General features: G+C 62.5%; 18 protein-coding genes and 1 other RNA gene. 5 read left to right on the top strand and 14 right to left on the bottom strand.

Annotated elements, in window-relative coordinates:
- The first annotated feature begins 80 nt into the window (after window positions 1-80).
- Entirely contained in the window at window positions 81-761 is a 681-nt protein-coding gene (locus tag GA829_RS00275) for a class I SAM-dependent methyltransferase (protein ID WP_195176613.1), read from the top strand.
- A gap of 15 nt (window positions 762-776) precedes the next feature.
- Here GA829_RS00275 and GA829_RS00280 read toward each other — a convergent pair whose 3' ends face one another.
- The 12 genes from GA829_RS00280 to ffs all read right to left on the bottom strand — a co-directional run bounded on the left by GA829_RS00280 (window position 777) and on the right by ffs (window position 12,130).
- The gene (locus GA829_RS00280; RefSeq protein ID WP_195176614.1) at window positions 777-1,526 is read right to left on the bottom strand and encodes an ABC transporter ATP-binding protein; all 750 of its coding nucleotides are present in this window, start codon (window positions 1,524-1,526) and stop codon (window positions 777-779) included.
- Window positions 1,523-2,356, bottom strand: coding sequence for an ABC transporter ATP-binding protein (locus GA829_RS00285; protein WP_195176615.1), 834 nt, complete (start codon window positions 2,354-2,356; stop codon window positions 1,523-1,525). The genes GA829_RS00280 and GA829_RS00285 overlap by 4 nt, the downstream gene beginning before the upstream one ends.
- Complete coding sequence (gene nikC, locus GA829_RS00290; RefSeq protein WP_195176616.1) at window positions 2,353-3,273, bottom strand: nickel transporter permease; 921 nt, start codon at window positions 3,271-3,273, stop codon at window positions 2,353-2,355. Before nikC ends, GA829_RS00285 begins: the two co-directional genes overlap by 4 nt.
- A complete protein-coding gene (locus GA829_RS00295; RefSeq protein WP_195176617.1) occupies window positions 3,270-4,337 on the bottom strand; it encodes an ABC transporter permease in 1,068 nt (355 codons plus the stop codon). The genes nikC and GA829_RS00295 overlap by 4 nt, the downstream gene beginning before the upstream one ends.
- 18 nt (window positions 4,338-4,355) lie before the next feature.
- Window positions 4,356-5,999, bottom strand: coding sequence for an ABC transporter substrate-binding protein (locus tag GA829_RS00300; protein WP_195176618.1), 1,644 nt, complete (start codon window positions 5,997-5,999; stop codon window positions 4,356-4,358).
- Window positions 6,000-6,253: 254 nt separating this feature from the next.
- Window positions 6,254-7,504, bottom strand: coding sequence for a lytic murein transglycosylase (locus GA829_RS00305; RefSeq protein ID WP_195176619.1), 1,251 nt, complete (start codon window positions 7,502-7,504; stop codon window positions 6,254-6,256).
- A gap of 25 nt (window positions 7,505-7,529) precedes the next feature.
- Complete coding sequence (recR, locus tag GA829_RS00310) at window positions 7,530-8,135, bottom strand: recombination mediator RecR (RefSeq protein WP_195176620.1); 606 nt, start codon at window positions 8,133-8,135, stop codon at window positions 7,530-7,532.
- An 89-nt stretch (window positions 8,136-8,224) separates the two neighbouring features.
- A complete protein-coding gene (locus GA829_RS00315) occupies window positions 8,225-9,208 on the bottom strand; it encodes a cell wall hydrolase (RefSeq protein WP_195176621.1) in 984 nt (327 codons plus the stop codon).
- Between the two features lie 112 nt (window positions 9,209-9,320).
- Entirely contained in the window at window positions 9,321-9,737 is a 417-nt protein-coding gene (locus GA829_RS00320; RefSeq protein WP_195176622.1) for a hypothetical protein, read from the bottom strand.
- A gap of 20 nt (window positions 9,738-9,757) precedes the next feature.
- Window positions 9,758-10,081 carry a YbaB/EbfC family nucleoid-associated protein gene (locus GA829_RS00325; RefSeq protein WP_195176623.1) on the bottom strand — a complete coding sequence of 108 codons (324 nt, stop codon included), beginning with the start codon at window positions 10,079-10,081 and terminating at the stop codon, window positions 9,758-9,760.
- Between the two features lie 29 nt (window positions 10,082-10,110).
- A complete protein-coding gene (locus GA829_RS00330; protein ID WP_195176624.1) occupies window positions 10,111-11,928 on the bottom strand; it encodes a DNA polymerase III subunit gamma/tau in 1,818 nt (605 codons plus the stop codon).
- A 105-nt stretch (window positions 11,929-12,033) separates the two neighbouring features.
- Window positions 12,034-12,130: signal recognition particle sRNA small type (ffs, locus tag GA829_RS00335), an RNA gene on the bottom strand.
- A gap of 154 nt (window positions 12,131-12,284) precedes the next feature.
- Between ffs and GA829_RS00340 the strand changes: the two genes are divergently transcribed.
- The 3 genes from GA829_RS00340 to GA829_RS00350 are packed head-to-tail and all read left to right on the top strand — an operon-like array spanning window position 12,285 to window position 14,020.
- The gene (locus tag GA829_RS00340) at window positions 12,285-12,704 is read left to right on the top strand and encodes an HIT domain-containing protein (RefSeq protein WP_195179462.1); all 420 of its coding nucleotides are present in this window, start codon (window positions 12,285-12,287) and stop codon (window positions 12,702-12,704) included.
- 37 nt (window positions 12,705-12,741) lie between these two features.
- Window positions 12,742-13,683: an NAD(+) diphosphatase gene (gene nudC, locus GA829_RS00345; protein WP_195176625.1), complete on the top strand. Its 942-nt coding sequence runs from the start codon at window positions 12,742-12,744 to the stop codon at window positions 13,681-13,683.
- Between the two features lie 31 nt (window positions 13,684-13,714).
- Window positions 13,715-14,020 (top strand): Dabb family protein, encoded by a 306-nt coding sequence (locus tag GA829_RS00350; RefSeq protein ID WP_195176626.1) that lies wholly within the window; start codon window positions 13,715-13,717, stop codon window positions 14,018-14,020.
- A gap of 23 nt (window positions 14,021-14,043) precedes the next feature.
- On the opposite strand, the gene GA829_RS00355 is transcribed toward GA829_RS00350, so the two are convergent.
- Together GA829_RS00355 and GA829_RS00360 are read right to left on the bottom strand one after the other, a co-directional pair.
- A complete protein-coding gene (locus GA829_RS00355; protein ID WP_195176627.1) occupies window positions 14,044-14,907 on the bottom strand; it encodes a prephenate dehydratase in 864 nt (287 codons plus the stop codon).
- Between the two features lie 11 nt (window positions 14,908-14,918).
- On the bottom strand, window positions 14,919-15,647 hold the full coding sequence (locus GA829_RS00360; protein ID WP_195176628.1) for a 3-deoxy-manno-octulosonate cytidylyltransferase: 729 nt from the start codon (window positions 15,645-15,647) through the stop codon (window positions 14,919-14,921).
- Window positions 15,648-15,840: 193 nt separating this feature from the next.
- Between GA829_RS00360 and GA829_RS00365 the strand changes: the two genes are divergently transcribed.
- Window positions 15,841-16,503, top strand: coding sequence for a c-type cytochrome (locus GA829_RS00365; protein WP_195176629.1), 663 nt, complete (start codon window positions 15,841-15,843; stop codon window positions 16,501-16,503).
- Window positions 16,504-16,549 lie beyond the last annotated feature (46 nt).

The raw sequence follows: 16,549 nt of genomic DNA on the forward strand, positions 1-16,549 counted from the left end.
GAAGTTACATAAAACGCGATAGCCGCCTTTCCTTCCCCTGCACCTTCTTCGGGAAGAACGGTCCGAGATGGAGATTCCAGATGTCATCGTTTTCCGATGCCAATGCTGTTTCAGGATATGCCGGCAGAACCGAGCAACTCGTGCCGGGTCTTCACCATCTGCACCGGATGACCGGCCTGCTTCTGGCCGAGCGGGCACCCGCCGATGCACGTATCCTGGTTCTCGGAGCCGGCGGCGGGATGGAGTTGAAAGTGTTTTCTCAGATGCAGCCAAACTGGCGCTTCGACGGCGTGGACCCTTCGGCCGAGATGCTGCAATTGGCCAAAACCAACCTTGGTTCAGATGCCTCTCGCGTCACGTTCCACGAAGGCTATATCGATAGCGCGCCCGACGGCCCGTTCGACGGCGCGACCTGCCTTCTGACGCTTCACTTCCTGCCGGAGCCGGAGCGGCGTCAGACACTGCGGGCGATCCAGCGTCGGCTCAAGCCCGGCGCGCCTTTCGTCGCCGCGCATCACAGCTTTCCCAACAAGGGCGCGGAAATGGACAGATGGCTCGCCCGCAATGCCGCATTCGCGGTTGCATCCGGGGTGGCGGCATCTCAGGCGATGAACAGCATCCAGGCGATGAAAGAGCGGTTGCCCGTGCTTTCTCCCAAGCAGGATGAGGCCATCCTGGGCGAGGCAGGATTCTCGGATGTCGAGCTGTTCTATGCCGGGTTCACGTTCAAGGGCTGGGTCGGCTACAAAAGCGTTGAATGAAGAAAGCAGGCGGCGTCACGCCGTCCTGACAAACCCGTCGCTCGCCTTGAGCAGGTTGCGTGTATAGTCCTTGGTGACGCGCCGCTCGACCAGATCGTTCGCCGCGAGATTTTCCACCGCCTCGCCGCTCTGCATCACCATCAGCCGCTCGCACATATGGGTGATGATGGCGAGGTCGTGGCTGACCATCAGGAAGGTCAGTTTGCGCCGCCGGCGAATCTCTTCCAGCAGGTTCAGCACTTCCGCCTGCACCGAAGCATCAAGCGCCGAGGTCGGTTCGTCGAGCAGCAGGATTGATGGTTCGAGGATCAGCGCGCGCGCGATCGCCACGCGCTGGCGCTGGCCGCCCGACAATTGATGTGAATAACGGAAGCGAAAACCATTGCCCAAACCGACCTCGTCCAGCGCCCGCTGGATGCGTTGTTCGCCATCGGCGAAGCCGTGGATGGCAAGCGGCTCCTGCAACAGGCGGTCGACGGTCTGGCGCGGATGCAGCGAGCCATAGGGGTCCTGGAAGACCATCTGCACCTCGCGGTAGAAGGCCTTGTCGCGGCGCGTACCAAGCACCTTACCGTTGACCGTGATGGTGCCGGAGGCGACCGGCGCAAGGCCGGCGATGGCGCGCAGCAACGTCGATTTGCCGGAACCGGATTCACCGACCAGCCCAAAGGATTCTCCCGACTGGACCTCAAGGCTGACGCCCTTCAAGGCGCGAAAACGGTCGAAGACCACTTCCAGTCTGTCAACGGAGAGTGCCGCCGTCATGCCGCCCACTCCGGCTTGCGGTCGAGCACCGGCAGCGGGTGGCGATCGGCGCCGATCTTGGGCATGCAGTTGAGCAGGCCGCGCGTATAGGGATGCTGGGCCTGGCCGAGTTCGGACGCCTTGAGCTGCTCGACCACCTTGCCGGCATACATGACGATGACGCGGTCGCAGAAAGACGAGACGAGGCGCAGGTCATGCGAGACGAAGATCAGTCCCATGCCGCGCTCGCTGACCAGCCTGTCGAGGATGCCCAGCACGTCAAGCTGTACCGTCACGTCGAGCGCCGAGGTCGGTTCGTCGGCGATCATCATCTCCGGCCCAGCAATCAGCATCATGGCGATCATGGCGCGCTGGCCCATGCCGCCGGACACTTCATGCGGGTGCAGGTCGAAGACGCGCCTGGGGTCGCGGATCTGCACCGCTTCCAGCATCGCCAGCGCCCGGTCGCGCGCCTCGGCCTTGCCGACCTTCTCATGCGTGCGCAGCGTCTCGACGATCTGGCGGCCTATGCTCATCACCGGATCGAGCGAATATTTCGGATCCTGCAGGATCATGGCGATGCGTTTTCCCCGCAACGCCCGGCGGTCGCGCGGCGATGCCGAGAGCAGATCGATGCCGTCAAAGGCAAGCTTCTTCGCCGATATGAGGGCCTGCGGTGGCGTCAGGCCCATGATGGCGCGGCCGGTCTGTGATTTGCCCGAGCCGGACTCGCCGACAATGCCGAGCCGCTCGCGGCCGAGCGAAAACGAAACGCCGCGCACGGCCTCGATCACGCCGGTGCGGGTTGGATAGGTGACGCGAAGATCGTCGACCTCAAGAAGCGTGCTCATTGGTCACCACTGCGGGGATCGAGCGCATCGCGCAGGCCGTCGCCAAGCAGGTTGAAACCGAGGCTGACGATGAGAATGGCGCCGCCCGGCGCGCCGGCCACCCACCATTGATCGAGCACGAAACGGCGGCCCGACGCGATCATCGCGCCCCATTCGGGCAGCGGCGGCTGCGCGCCGAGACCAAGGAAGCCGAGGCCGGCGGCAGTGAGGATGATGCCCGCCATGTCGAGCGTCACCCGGATGATCAGCGACGAGATACAGAGCGGCATGATGTGACGCAGCACAATGCGGAACGGCGAGGCGCCCATCAACTGAACCGCCTTGATGTAATCCGAATTGCGCACGGTGAGCGTCTCGGCGCGCGCGATGCGCGCATAGGGCGGCCATGAGGTGATGGCGATGGCGAGCACCGCGTTTTGAATGCCGGGGCCAAGGGCGGCGACAAAGGCCAGCGCCAGGATCAGCTTCGGGAAGGCGAGGAAAATATCGGTGATGCGCATCAGGATCGCGTCGACCCAGCCGCCGGCATAGCCGGCCACGGTGCCGACCAGCAGGCCGATCGGAGCCGCTATGACGGCGACGAGCACCACCACATAGAGCGTCCAGCGCGAACCGTAGATGATGCGCGACAGGATATCCCTGCCGAGATCGTCGGTGCCGAACCAGTGGACGGCACTCGGCGCCAGCAACCGCGAGTTTTTAAGATCGCCGAATGTCGGCGAATAAGGCGCCAGCACATCAGCCAGCGCGGCGACCACCAGCAGCCCGATGATGATCAGCAGGCCGACGAAGGCCAGCCGGTTGGCGGAAAAGCGGCGCCACGCGACATAGGCGCGGCCGAGCCTTGCCTGCATGCGCGACGCCGGCCGCTCACTGAGCAGCCAGTCGCGGCGGCTTTGGATCGTCTCGACACTCATCCGACCTTGGTCCTTGGATCGAGCACTTTGTAGAGCACGTCGGACAGAAGATTGATGGCGATGAACACGGAACCGATGACAATGGTGCCGCCAAGCACCGCGTTCATGTCGGCATTCTGCAGCGAGTCAGTGATGTAAAGGCCGATGCCCGGCCACGAAAACACCGTCTCGGTCAACACCGACCCTTCAAGAAGTCCGGCGTAGGACAGGGCGATCACCGTGACCATCGGCACTGCGGCGTTGCGCAATGCATGCCCCCAGATGATGCGTGTTTCCGACAGGCCCTTGGCGCGCGCCGCGACGATATATTCCTGGGCGAGTTCGTTCAGCATGAACGAGCGGGTCATGCGGCTGATATAGGCGAGTGAGAAGTAGCCGAGTAGCGAGGCAGGCAGGATGATGTGGCGGAAGGCATCGTAGAGAACATCCCATTGCCGCTGCCAAAGCGCATCGAGAAGATAGAACCCGGTGATCGGCGTGAAAGTGTATTCGTAAGCCACGTCGAGACGGCCGGGGAAGGCTACCCATCGCAGCTTGGCGTAGAACAACAGCAACGTCAAAAGGCCGATCCAGAAGATCGGCACGGAATAGCCGATCAGGCCGATGATGCGCACGATCTGGTCGATGAGGCTGCCGCGCTTGACCGCGGCCAGCACGCCAAGCGGCACGCCGATCAGCGAACCGAGCAAGGTGCCCAGCGTCGCCAGTTCGATCGTTGCCGGAAAGGTGCGGCGGATGTCGGCCATCACTGGGTTGGTGGTCAGCACCGAGGTGCCGAAATCACCATGGAGGGCAGCCTTCACGTAGATGTAGAACTGCTCGATCAGCGGCAGGTCCAGGCCCATCTCGCGCCGCGTGCGCTCGACGACATTGGCCGGCGCACGGTCGCCGAGCACCGCCAGCACCGGGTCGATCGGGATGACCCTGCCAATGAAGAAGGTCACCGCGAGAAGACCGAGATAGGTCGTTATCGCGATGATCAGGAAACGGCCAATCGCCGACGCAACAGCGGCGGCGCGGACACCGCCGCGCACCGCCGCCGTTTCGTTCTCAATCGCGCTCATGCGGCGCGTCCGCCGCCATCACTCCTTGGAGATCGGGCCAACGAAGTTGGTGTCGAAGCTCGGGCCGAGTACGAAGTTCTTGAGGTTCTTGCGCAGGCCAGCCACTTCCAGCTGCTGATGAATGATGACGAAGGGGCTGGTGTCGAGGATCTTCTTCTCAAGGTCCTTGTACATGTCGGCGCGCTTGCCGGCATCTTTCTCGAGCAGCGCCGCTTCCGTCTCCTTGGTCAGCTCCGGAATGTCCCAGGCATTGCGCCAGGCAAGCGTGTGGGACTTGCCGGTATCCGCGTTGTCAGGGTTGCTGGCGAAGGTCTGGGCATTGGAATTCGGATCGAAATAATCCTGGCCCCAGTTGCCGATATAGATGTCATGGTTGCGGGCGCGGTATTTGGTCAGCGTCTGCTTGCCGTCGCCGGGAATGATCTCCAGCTTGATGCCGGCCTGTCCCAATGTCTGCTGGATCGATTCCGCCATGCCGGTGGTCGGCTGGCCGCTGCGCACGTCCATGGTGACGCTGAACCCGTCCTTCAGGCCTGCCTTCTCCAGCAGCTCCTTGGCCTTGGCGACGTCGAGCTTGAACGGGTTCTCGTCCAGTTCGCCGAGCACGCCCTTGGGCAGAAAGGTCTGGTGGATCTCGCCTATGCCCTTAAGGATGGTCGAGCCGAGCGCGTCATAATCGACCAGATATTTGAAGGCCTGACGTACTTCGGGTTTGGCCAGGTTCGGGTTCTTCTGGTTGAGGCTGATGTAATAGACCGTGCCCTTCGGCGCGCTGGTGGTGGTGAGATCGGCATTCTTGGCAATGGCGTCGAGATCGTTCGGCTCGAGGTTGCGGGCAACGTCGATGTCACCGGCTTCAAGCGCCAGGCGCTGGCCCGAGCTTTCCTTCATGTTGCGGTAGATGACGCGGGCCAGCTTGGCCTTTTCGCCATAGTAATTGTCGTTGCGTTCCATGACGACAGCTTCGTTGGCGCGCCACTCGCGCAGCTTGTAGACGCCGGAGCCGGCATAGCCCGTCTTGAGCCAGGCATTGCCGAAGTCGTTGTCGTATTTGTAGTCGGCGCTGGGCGTGACCGCGGCGACATGTTCCTTGACCAGCTTGCTGTCTACGACTGACGCAACCGTCGCCGACAGGCAGTTCAGCACGAAGCTCGGCGCGTAGGCCTTGTCGACGGTGAACTGGAACGTCGCGTCATCGACGGCTTTTGCCTTGTCGGTGATGTTATCACCCGAGAGGCCGAACTGGCCGATGATGAAGGCCGGGCTCTTGTCCAACTTCACGGCGCGCTCGAACGAGTAGGCGACGTCGGCAGCGGTGATCGGATTTCCCGAAGCGAATTTCAGGCCGGGCTTGAGCTTGAAAGTGTAGGTCAGGCCATCGTCGGAGACCGTCCAGCTTGCGGCGAGATCGCCTTTCACCTTGGACGTATCGCTGAGGTCGAGGCGGACCAGAAGATCATAGGTGTTCCCAGTGATTTCGGCGGTCGACAGTTCGAACGCCTCGCCTGGATCCATGGAGATGATGTCGTCGATGGCAAAGCCTTCGACCAGCGTGTCGGCGGGCGTTACGGCGAAGGCAGGCGCGGCGACCAGAAGCAGCCCGGATACGGCCGCGCTTGCTAGCCAGAAACGAGAGCGTAGAGCTAGTTTTTCCATCATCATTTTGGTTGTTCCCTGTTTTTTTGTTGACCTGAGTTCCCGGCTCAGGGGCGTAGATTTTTTCGGGGCCGAGTGACGGCCCTTAACCGCTTAACGTCGCGGTTTTTGTCCATTTGGTCAACAGCATATCCGGCGGCTTCCGAGCCGGCAACGTGCATTCGGAAGATAGGCTATTGAAGCAGGACGGCCCGTGCACCGTCGACGCACAGACCGGTCAGCCGATGCCGCCTGGCAGGAATAATCTGCCAATTCTCGGGCTATTTCAGAGCAGAGACCAAGCCGGCATCGGGGAAGCAGGTGGCGGCGCGGCCATTCTTGGCCTGCCACTTGCCGATAGAGCGGCGTGTCTTGAAGCCGGGCAGACCATCGGCGCTGCCAACGTCATAGCCCTTGGCCTCGAGCGCACGCTGCAGCGCGGCGATGTCGGATCGGTAAAGCCCGCCGACGGCGCCCCAGCTGCCAGTAAAATTACTGTCGCCATGGGCGATGCGGTCGGCGCCATGACCGATGAACAAGGCGTAGAGGTCGCTGGTGTTGTATTCCTTCAGCACATAGAAATTGGGCGTGGCGATGAAGGCCGGACCGCTGCGGCCAGCCGGCATCAACAGGAAACCCTCGGCGCTCAGTTCGCTGGCCGGAAAGGTTTTTCCGCCGACGCGCTTGATGCTCATCGCTGCCCATTGCGAAATCGTCTTGCCCTGGTCCGGGCCTTCCAGCGAACAGGAGACGGCGTCGGGCACCGTCACCTCAAAGCCCCAGCCACGGCCTTTTACCCAGCCGTAGTGGACCAGGTAGTTGGCGATCGAGGCCAGGACGTCCGGCGTCGAATTCCAGATGTCGGCGCGGCCGTCGCCGTCGAAATCGACAGCATGTTTCAGGAACGAGGTCGGCATGAACTGCGGCTGGCCGAGCGCGCCGGCCCAGGAGGACTTCATGGCGCCGACAGGCGCCAGGCCGCGTTCGACGATCTCCAGTGCAGCCAGAAGTTCGGTGCGAAAGAAATCCTTCTTGGTCGACATGAAGGCCTTGGTGCCCAGCACTTCGAAGGCGTCATATGGCATTTTCGCCGCACCGAAGCCGGTTTCGCGGCCCCAGATCGCCAGCAGCACCTCACCCGGCACGCCATAGCGCTTTTCGATCGCGGCAAGCGTACTGGCGTTGCTGGCCTCGCGGGTGCGGCCGCCGGCGGTGACGGCACCAATGGTCTTTTCAGCGAAATAGGCGGCGGGCGAACCGAATTCGGCCTGATGCTGTTTCTGTGGCGTCGTCGCCTTCTCGCCCGGCTTCACCAGATCAGGCAATTTGAGATTTGGCTTCACGCCATCGAAAGCGGCATCGAACGTTTTCCTGGAAATGCCTTTCGCCTTGGCCTCTGGCCAGAGATCGTTTTGCAGCCAGGTCCGGAATTGATCATCGACCTTGGCGGCTGAGGCGGGCGCTGCAAGCAGCAACGACGCGCAAGCGAGGCAGAGAAAGACCAGAGCCGATTTCACAAAAGCAGGAATCATCCGCATCCCCTGCCCGCCAATTGCGTCAAAACGCCGTCCGCGCGCGCAAAGCCGCGGCCAGCGTGCCCTCGTCGAGATAGTCGAGTTCACCGCCGACCGGCACGCCATGCGCCAGCCGTGTCACCTTGATGTCGAAGCTGGAGAGCTGGTCGGTCAAGTAGTGGGCAGTCGTCTGCCCCTCGACTGTTGCGTTGACAGCGAGGATGATCTCCTTGACCTCGCCACCGGCGACGCGGTCGATCAGCGAGCGGATGTTGAGCTGTTCGGGACCCACGCCATCGAGCGGCGACAATGTGCCGCCGAGCACGTGGTAGCGCACATTCATGGCGGCGGCCCGCTCCAGCGCCCACAGGTCTGAAACGTCCTCGACAATGATCAGCGTCGCGGCATCGCGGCGCGGGTCAGTGCAGATCATGCAGGGATCCGACGTATCGACATTGCCGCAGGTCGAGCAGATGCGCACCTTGTCGGCCGCTTCGCCCATGGCGGCGGCCAGCGGCGACAGCAACTGCTCCTTCTTCTTGATCAGGTGCAGGGCGGCGCGCCTGGCCGAACGCGGGCCGAGCCCCGGCACCTTGGCCAGAAGCTGGATCAGACGTTCGATCTCGGGACCGGCGATTCGCTTGGACATCGCTCTGATCTAGGATTTTTCAGAGCGCTTTGAAACATCCCGCGTCCAAGCACGGTCCGCCATGCTGACACGTCGAACCGTGAAGCGGATCAGTTGGCTTCGATCGGACGGCCCTGGCTGACAATCATCGCGCCGATGGCGTCCGTGTTCTCAGGCGTCGACTGGAACCCCATTGAGGCTTCCTGGGGCGCGTCCTGGACGGAAGAGATGCCCCTTGTGTTCAGGGTTCCGCCAAAGCGTGCTGCATCCGGTTCTTCCATCGGCTCCTGCATGGCAACCATTGTCGGCTTTGCCACGCGCCCGGACTTAGCCACCGGCGCGACGGCCGCGGTCATGAAGACTTGTTTCGATGCGGCGGTCGCCTTGGCCGGACGTGCCGGTTCGGCCGAAGCCGTCATGTAGTCCTGTTGTGCCGGAGCATTGCGGGTGGACGCCTTGGCTGGACGCGTCTCGGCGAAGGCGACACGCGTTGCGGGAACGCCCGGCAAGGCAGCAGGCGACTCGGACGAAGCCATTGCAACCATCGGCTCGTCAGGCAGCGGCTGCCAGTTGCGGCCACGCTTCTCGTAGAAGGCATTGCCGCCGGCGACCATGGTGTAGTGCATGTTCTTGTAAGGGAAGCGCAGGCCGGCGGTGTGGAAGTACATCGTGTTCTTCAGCTTGCCCTTGCGCTCACCCTTGAGGACGGCATCGGCGGCTTCCTCGACATCGGGCATTGCCCGCGAATTCATTTCCCTGGTCATGACGCCGGGCGCGAACTGGCCAGGCGCGCCGACGACTTCGCAGATGGTGCTGCCATGCTGACCGGACCGCAGCCGGTTCATCACCACCGTGCCGACGGCGATCATGCCGTCACGGCTCGACCGGTTGGACTCAAAGAACATCGCCCGTTCCAGGCACTCCTTGTCCTTCAGCGAATGACCGGAGGACCGCGTCAGGAAACTCGGCGTGATGGCATCGGTCAGGCTCGCGACGGACATGCCGTGCGAAGTCGTCTGGCTGCAGCCAGCCAAAAACAGGGGTGAAATGACGATGCCGAGCAACAGCGGCATCTTCCATCGCGTGACGATCAACAGGTAACCCTCATTTCAATGCCCGCCCCAGGCTGCGGCAAGAATGAGACACTTTCGGGCAAAATAATGGCCAAAACGTTATTAATAAGGCACTGTTACCAAATTGGCACAGTTACAAGGCAATGTCCGCGCCTGGAATGAGGCCCGTCTGGCCGGGCTCGACCTCTTCCAAGGTCTCTGAAAACAGGCCGCGTCTCAGGAACAGCGCCCTTGCATCCCTTGCCTTTGGCGCGATTCGCGCCGGCCAGCCGCTCTCGACAAACTCGGCCTTGGTGAAGTCAGGGTTCGCCTCGCCGGCCGTCTCCAGGAAATCGGCGATTTCCAGCACGATCGCTCGCTCTTCCTTCGAAAGCGCCGAATGGCCGGTCTCGATCGAGGGCCGGTGAACGAAATCCTCGAAGAGATCAAAGTAGCCCTTGATGCCAACCAGATCGACGCCGGCGTCGCAATCCGCAAGAATCTCCAGGATCTCATAGAGCCTGTTGCGGACCCGCTGCTCGATCACTCTCTCGGATGGATCTTCGGTCATCGGCGCGCTGCCAATGACGATCAGAAGGGCAGCTTCATTCCCGGCGGTATCGGCAACCCGGCGGTCAGCGCCTTGGTCTTTTCCTGCATGATCAGCTCGACCTTGGTCTTGGCGTCGTTATGGGCGGCAAGCAGCAGGTCCTCGAGAATCTCGACCTCGTCTTCCTTGAACAGGGATGGGTCGATCTTCAGCGACTTCATCTCGAACTTTCCGGTCAGGACCACGCTGACCAAGCCACCACCGGCCTGGCCCGAGGCTTCCAACGTGCCGATTTCTTCCTGCATGGCCTGGAATTTGGCCTGCATTTCCTTCGCCTTGCCCATCAGGCCGAGAAGATCTTTCATGGTCGGGTCCTTTGCGGATTCGTGTCTGGTCAGGTCTCGTCGTCGTCCGCCGGCGGCTCGACCGGGGCTTCGGCTTCGGCCGCTTCGGCTTCCGGCGCGTCGGGGATGCGCACGTCAATGATCTTGGCGCCGGGGAAGCGTGCCAGAATGGCGGCAACCGTCGGGTCGCTCTTGGCGTCGAGGAAGGCATTCTCGCGCTTCGTCGATTCCATCTCGACCATTGTCTGGCCGCCCTCTTCCTTCGACAATGAGACCAGCCAGCTGCGTCCGGTCCAGGCGCGCAGCTTGGTCGTCAGGTCGTTGAGCAGCATCTTGGGTGCGTCGCTGGTCAGGCCGACGTCGATGCGGCCGGGCTCGATACGCACCAGACGGATGTAGCTCTTGACCTGCACCTTGAAGGCGATGTCGCGCTGGGCGTCGGCAAGGGCAATGATATCAGCCAGCGATTTCAGTGGCGCCGACTGCACTTCCACCGCCGGTTCCGGTGGAGCCACAAAGGCGACAGGCGCCGGCGTTGCCTCAACCAGCCGCATGGTCTGCGCGCCTCCCGATGCCACCGGCATGCGCGTCTGCGCCACGGCGCTGGCGCCGCCGCCATTGCCGGAACCCGCCGGCGCGCCATTCGGGCGCGGTGCGGCACCTGGCACTGACGCACCGCTTTCCAGCGATTTCAGCGCTTCATCCAGAGTCGGCAGGTCGGCGGCATGCGCCAGCCGGATCAGCACCATTTCGGCGGCGCTGACCGGCCGATTGGACGACTGCACCTCGGGGATACCCTTGAGCAGCATCTGCCATGTGCGCGACAGCACCCGCACCGACAGTATTTTGGCGAAATCCGCACCACGCTGCCGCTCGTCCTCGGCCAGCGATGCATCCTCGATAGCCGTTGGCACGAAACGCAGGCGGGTGACGAGATGATTGAACTCGGCAAGATCGGTCAGCACGGCGGCCGGATCAGCACCGGTGTCGTATTGTGACCGGAATTCCGCCAATGCCGCCGCCACGTCGCCCTTCATGACATGCTCGAACAGGTCGACGATGCGGGCGCGGTCGGCGAGGCCAAGCATTGCCCGCACCGCGGAAGCGCTGACCGCGCCGCCGCCATGGGCGATCGCCTGATCGAGGATGGACAGGGAATCGCGGGCCGAGCCCTCGGCGGCGCGGGCGATCATCGCCAGCGCGTCGTCGTCGACGGAAATGCCTTCCTTGGCCGAAATCGAGGACAGATGCGCGACCAGCGCGCCGGCATCGATGCGCCTGAGATCGAAGCGCTGGCAGCGCGACAGCACAGTGATCGGCACCTTGCGGATTTCGGTGGTGGCAAAGATGAATTTGACGTGCGGCGGCGGCTCTTCCAGCGTCTTCAGCAGGCCGTTGAAGGCCTGGGTGGAAAGCATGTGCACTTCGTCGATGATGTAGACTTTGTAGCGGGCCGAAACCGGCGCGTAGCGCACACGCTCGATGATGTCCCTGATGTCGTCGATGCCGGTATGAGAGGCAGCGTCCATCTCGATGACGTCGACATGGCGGCCTTCCATGATCGCCTGGCAATGTTCGCCAAGCACGGCAAGGTCGACCGACGGCTGGTCGATTTCAGCGGTCTTGTAGTTGAGCGCGCGTGCCAGGATACGTGCCGTCGTGGTCTTGCCGACCCCGCGCACGCCAGTCAGCATCCAGGCTTGGGCAATGCGGCCGGTGGCGAAAGCGTTGGTGAGCGTGCGCACCATCGGCTCCTGGCCGACCAGCTCGGAGAAATTCGCCGGACGGTATTTGCGCGCCAGAACGCGATAGGCAGCGGCCTTTCCATTCTCCAGGCTTTTTGGCCCCGAATTTCCGGCTTCGCTCATTCGCCCGTAAAGCTCCAAATGGCCGCGCCCGAGGGCAGCCGATTCCTGCGCATAGTCTCGCCCGCGCTGCAATGCGTCGTCAATGTCGCGAGGAGGGCCGATGAGGTGGGAGGCTGGAACAATGACCCGTTCCGGGCTCGTTAGGGCTGCTTCCTTCCGGACCTGACCCGGTTGGCGAGTGGCTCGTCCACCACCAACCTCCCGCTTTCCATATCGGCAATTCGGCGACGAAATGCAAGTGCGCACGAGAATTGGCACACCAAACCGTGAGGGGCTCAATGATTCGCTTGCAGCCCCCTTGCCGCCGCTCTAGCGTTCGTGAGTTTGAGAAAACCTGAAAAATGAGGGAAACGCCAATGCTGCCGGGCCTGAAGGCCGGATTTACGCTGGATGCCCGGCTGGAAGCGGACAGCGAGCAGCTGATGTGGCTTGGCCTATGCGAACTGCGCGTAATGAACGACCGCCGCTGGCCTTGGCTGGTTCTGGTCCCGCAACGGCCTGGCGCCGAAGAAATCCACGACATGACGCCACTCGACCAGACGATGCTGACTTTCGAGACCAACATGGTGGCGGAAGCGCTGAAGAAGGCGACCGGCTGCACCAAGATCAACACCGGCGCACTCGGCAACATCGTGCGTCAGCTGCATGTCCATATCATCGCCCGTTCGGAGGGCGACCCCGGCTGGCCAGGCCCGGTGTGGGGGCACGGCCTGCGCGAGCCCTACCAGCGCTCCGACATCAGACGGTTTGCCGAAACGATCAAGGCGGCGCTATAAGCCTGTCCGTGTCCACCCCGAAGCCTCCCGAGTCCCCATGAGCTTTCGCCTGTTTGACGCGCCCTTGCGCGAGCCGAGCCAGTTCGTCGGGTTTTCCGGCAACACCATTGACCGGCAATCCGAGAACCGCGCCGACGATTCGGTCGAAATGGCGCTCGCCGATCCTTCGACGCGGCTGCTGTTGATGCATGGCGGCCGGCTTTACCTGAAGCTCGGTGATGGCGGCCTCAATCCCTGGTTCAGCACCTCCGAAGGCAAGCCTCTCGATATTTCCCTCGAGCGCGGCATCTTGCTCGGTTTCTCCGACAGCGGGCCGGTTCTGGCTGTGCCTGCTGGCGTCGAGCCCGAACAATTGCCTGAAACGATCAAGGCCATCGACTATCGCTCGGTCTATATGCAGGGACTGATCGACGAGGCCGCCGCCGGCGCCATGGCGCAAGGGGCGGCGCTGCTCGCCTGGCATGCAAGCCATCGCTTCTGCAGCAAATGCGGGACGGAGTCCCAGATGCGGGCCGGCGGCTACAAGCGGCATTGCCGGAATTGCGGCACCGAGCATTTTCCACGCACCGATCCGGTGGCAATCATGCTGACGGCGACCCGGGACAAGTGCCTGCTGGGACGTGGCCGGCATTTCGCGCCGGGCATGTATTCGGCGCTCGCCGGTTTTATCGAACCTGGCGAGACGATCGAAGCGGCGGTGCGCCGCGAGACGCTGGAGGAGGCCGGCATCCGGCTCGGCCGCGTCGTCTACCACGCCAGCCAGCCGTGGCCATTTCCCTATTCGCTGATGATCGGCTGTTTCGGCGAACCGCTGAACGACGACATCCAGGCCGACCTCAACGAGTTGGAGGACTGCCGCTGGTTTTCCCGCGACGAGGTGCGTTCCATGCTGGCCAAGGAACATCCCGGCAATCTGTTCACGCCGCCAAAGGGCGCGATCGCCTATCATCTCATCCGCGCCTGGGTCGACAGCGAATAGCTCGGAATATCAGACATCAAAGAGGCAAGACATGATCCGTCACACCGTCGTTTTCACGCTGAAGCACCAGCCGCACTCGCTTGAGGAAAAAAGATTCCTCGTCGATGCCAAGAAGGCGCTCTCCGCGATCAAGGGCGTCACGCATTTCGAGCAGTTGCGGCAGATCAGCCCCAAGAGCGATTATCAATTCGGCTTCTCGATGGAATTCGCCGACCAGGCGGCTTACACCAGATACAATGACCATCCCGACCACGTCGCGTTCGTTCGCGACCGCTGGGTTCCGGAAGTCGAGAAATTCCTTGAAATCGACTACGTGCCGCTCGGCTCGGTTATCTAAAGCGACGTGCTGCGTCGCTTTGATCAGTCAGCCACCTTCCACTGCTCGCGCGATTCGCTGGCCGGATAGACGCCCAGGATCCGCACTTCGCGTGAAAAGAAGCGAAGCTCGTCCAGCGCCAGCTTGACCAGCGGATCGTCCGGATGGCCTTCAATGTCGGCGTAAAACAGCGTCGCCGTGAAAGCGCCGAGCTGATAGCTCTCCAGCTTGGTCATGTTGATGCCGTTGGTGGCAAAACCGCCCATTGCCTTGTAAAGCGCGGCCGGTACGTTGCGGACGCGGAAGATGAAGGTCGTCATCATCTTGGCTTCGGGCGACGGGCGCTCCGCCCATTGCTTGTTCTTGGTCAAGACGACAAAGCGCGTGACGTTCGAGTCCGTGTCCTCGACATTTTCCTCGATGATATCGAGCCCGTAGAGCGTCGCGGCCAGTGCCGGCGACAAGGCCGCCATGGTGCGGTCCTTGACCTCCGAAACCAGCCTGGCCGCGCCCGCCGTGTCACCGGCGACCACTCCCTTCCAGCCATTCTTGCGGATGTATTTGCGGCATTGGCCGAGCGCGTGGATGTGGGTGTGGACCGTCTTGATTTCATCGCGCTTGACGCCAGGCAGAACCATCAGCTGGAAATGGATCGGCAGGAAATATTCACCAACGATGTGCAGCTTCGATTCTGGCAACAGGTGGTGAATGTCGGCGACGCGCCCGGCAATTGTGTTTTCAATCGGGATCATGGCGAGATCGGCCTTGCCGGTCTCGACCGCGTTGAACGCATCCTCGAAAGTCGGGCACGGCAACGGCTCCATGCCGGAATAGACGTTGCGCGAAGCGGTGTCGGAATTGGCGCCCGGCTCGCCCTGGAAAGATATTCTGTTGGTTTTTTCAGGCATGACCCAATTTCTCAGTTTGAAAGTATGGTTCTGGCGCGCTCGAGATCTTCCGGTGTGTCGACGCCGAGCGGCAACGAACGCACAATCTCGGCGTCGATGCGCATGCCGGCCTCGAGCGCCCGCAGCTGTTCCAGCCTTTCGCGGCGTTCGAGCGGCGAAGGTTTCAGCGCCACGAAGCGCTCGAGGGCGGCACGGCGATAGGCATAGAGGCCGATGTGATGGTAAAGTGGCCCGTCGCCCCATGGCGCGGTGGCCCTGGTGAAGTACAGAGCCCGCAACCTTGTGCCCGGCAGCGGCGAGCCGACGATCTTGACGACGTTCGGATTGATTTTTTCTTCTTCGCGGACGATCTCGACGCCAAGCGTGGCAATATCCACCGCCGCGTTCTCGAACGGCCTGAGCGAAGCAGCAATAATCTCGGGATCGATGGTTGGCAGGTCGCCTTGCACATTGACGATGGTTTCGACCTTGTTTGCCGGATCGAGCGCGGTCAGCGCCTCGAAGATGCGATCGGAGCCCGATTCGTGGTCCATCCGCGTCATGACGGCCTCGAAACCATGCGAACGCACGGCTTGCGCCACGCTTTGCGTGTCGGTCGCGACCACCACCCGGCCAAGTCCGGCCTCGGCGGCGCGGCGGGCGACATGGACGATCATCGGGGCGCCGGCGATGTCCGCCAGCGGCTTGCCCGGCAGGCGGGTTGAGGCCATGCGGGCCGGGATCAGGATCAAGGTGGACATCGGGATGGCAAGGCGTTCGAAAAGAGGAGGGGAAAAGTGGCAAAAGGTCTCACTGGAAGCGCCCTTATAGGTGTTGCAACGCCGGAGCAAAAGACCTAGTTTCCGCCCGATTTGACCGGCTCCGAGGGGTGGGTCACGATACCGACGGACGGAGTGGACAGGTCAGTCCGCCGGAAAAGGGAGCCTGGGGCGTATGGACTCTTTCGAAATCAACAAACTGATCGGCGGTCTGCTCGGGACCGTTTTCGTCGTCTTCTCGGTCGGTCTGGTGTCCAACGCCCTGTTTGCCTCGCCCGCGCCGGAAAAGCCCGGCTTTGCCATTGAAGCCGCCGAGCCAGCCGAGGGCGGCCCAGCCGCTCCCGCGGCAGCCGCCAAGCCGATCGCCGACCTGCTGGCCGGCGCCAGCGTTGAGGCGGGTGCGGCCGTATTCAAGAAATGCCAGGCCTGCCATTCCGGTGAAAAGGGCGGCCCGAACAAGGTTGGCCCGGATCTGTGGGACCTGATCGAGCGCCCGGTGGGCGAGCATGAGGGCTTTGCCTATTCAGCCGGCATGAAGGAATTCTCCAAGGGCGGCGCGGAAAAGTGGACCTACGACAACATCAACCACTTCATCACCTCGCCGAAGAAATTCGTGAAGGGCACGGCGATGGGCTTTGCCGGCCTGCCGAAGGATGAAGACCGCGCCAACGTCATCGCCTATCTGCGCACGCTGTCGGACAATCCCAAGCCATTGCCGACGCCAGGCGCTTCAGCCGACGCCGCCGCACCTGCCAAGCCAGCAGATGGCGCCGCGCCCGCAAAGCCGGCGGAAGCCGCTCCCGCCAAGCCGGCAGCTCCGGCGGCACCGGCCCAGTAACGAATTTGTAATTCTGTCGTCCTTGAAAAAGCCGGGTTCAGCCCGG

Source organism: Mesorhizobium sp. INR15 (assembly GCF_015500075.1).
In the GTDB taxonomy this organism is placed as follows: domain Bacteria; phylum Pseudomonadota; class Alphaproteobacteria; order Rhizobiales; family Rhizobiaceae; genus Mesorhizobium.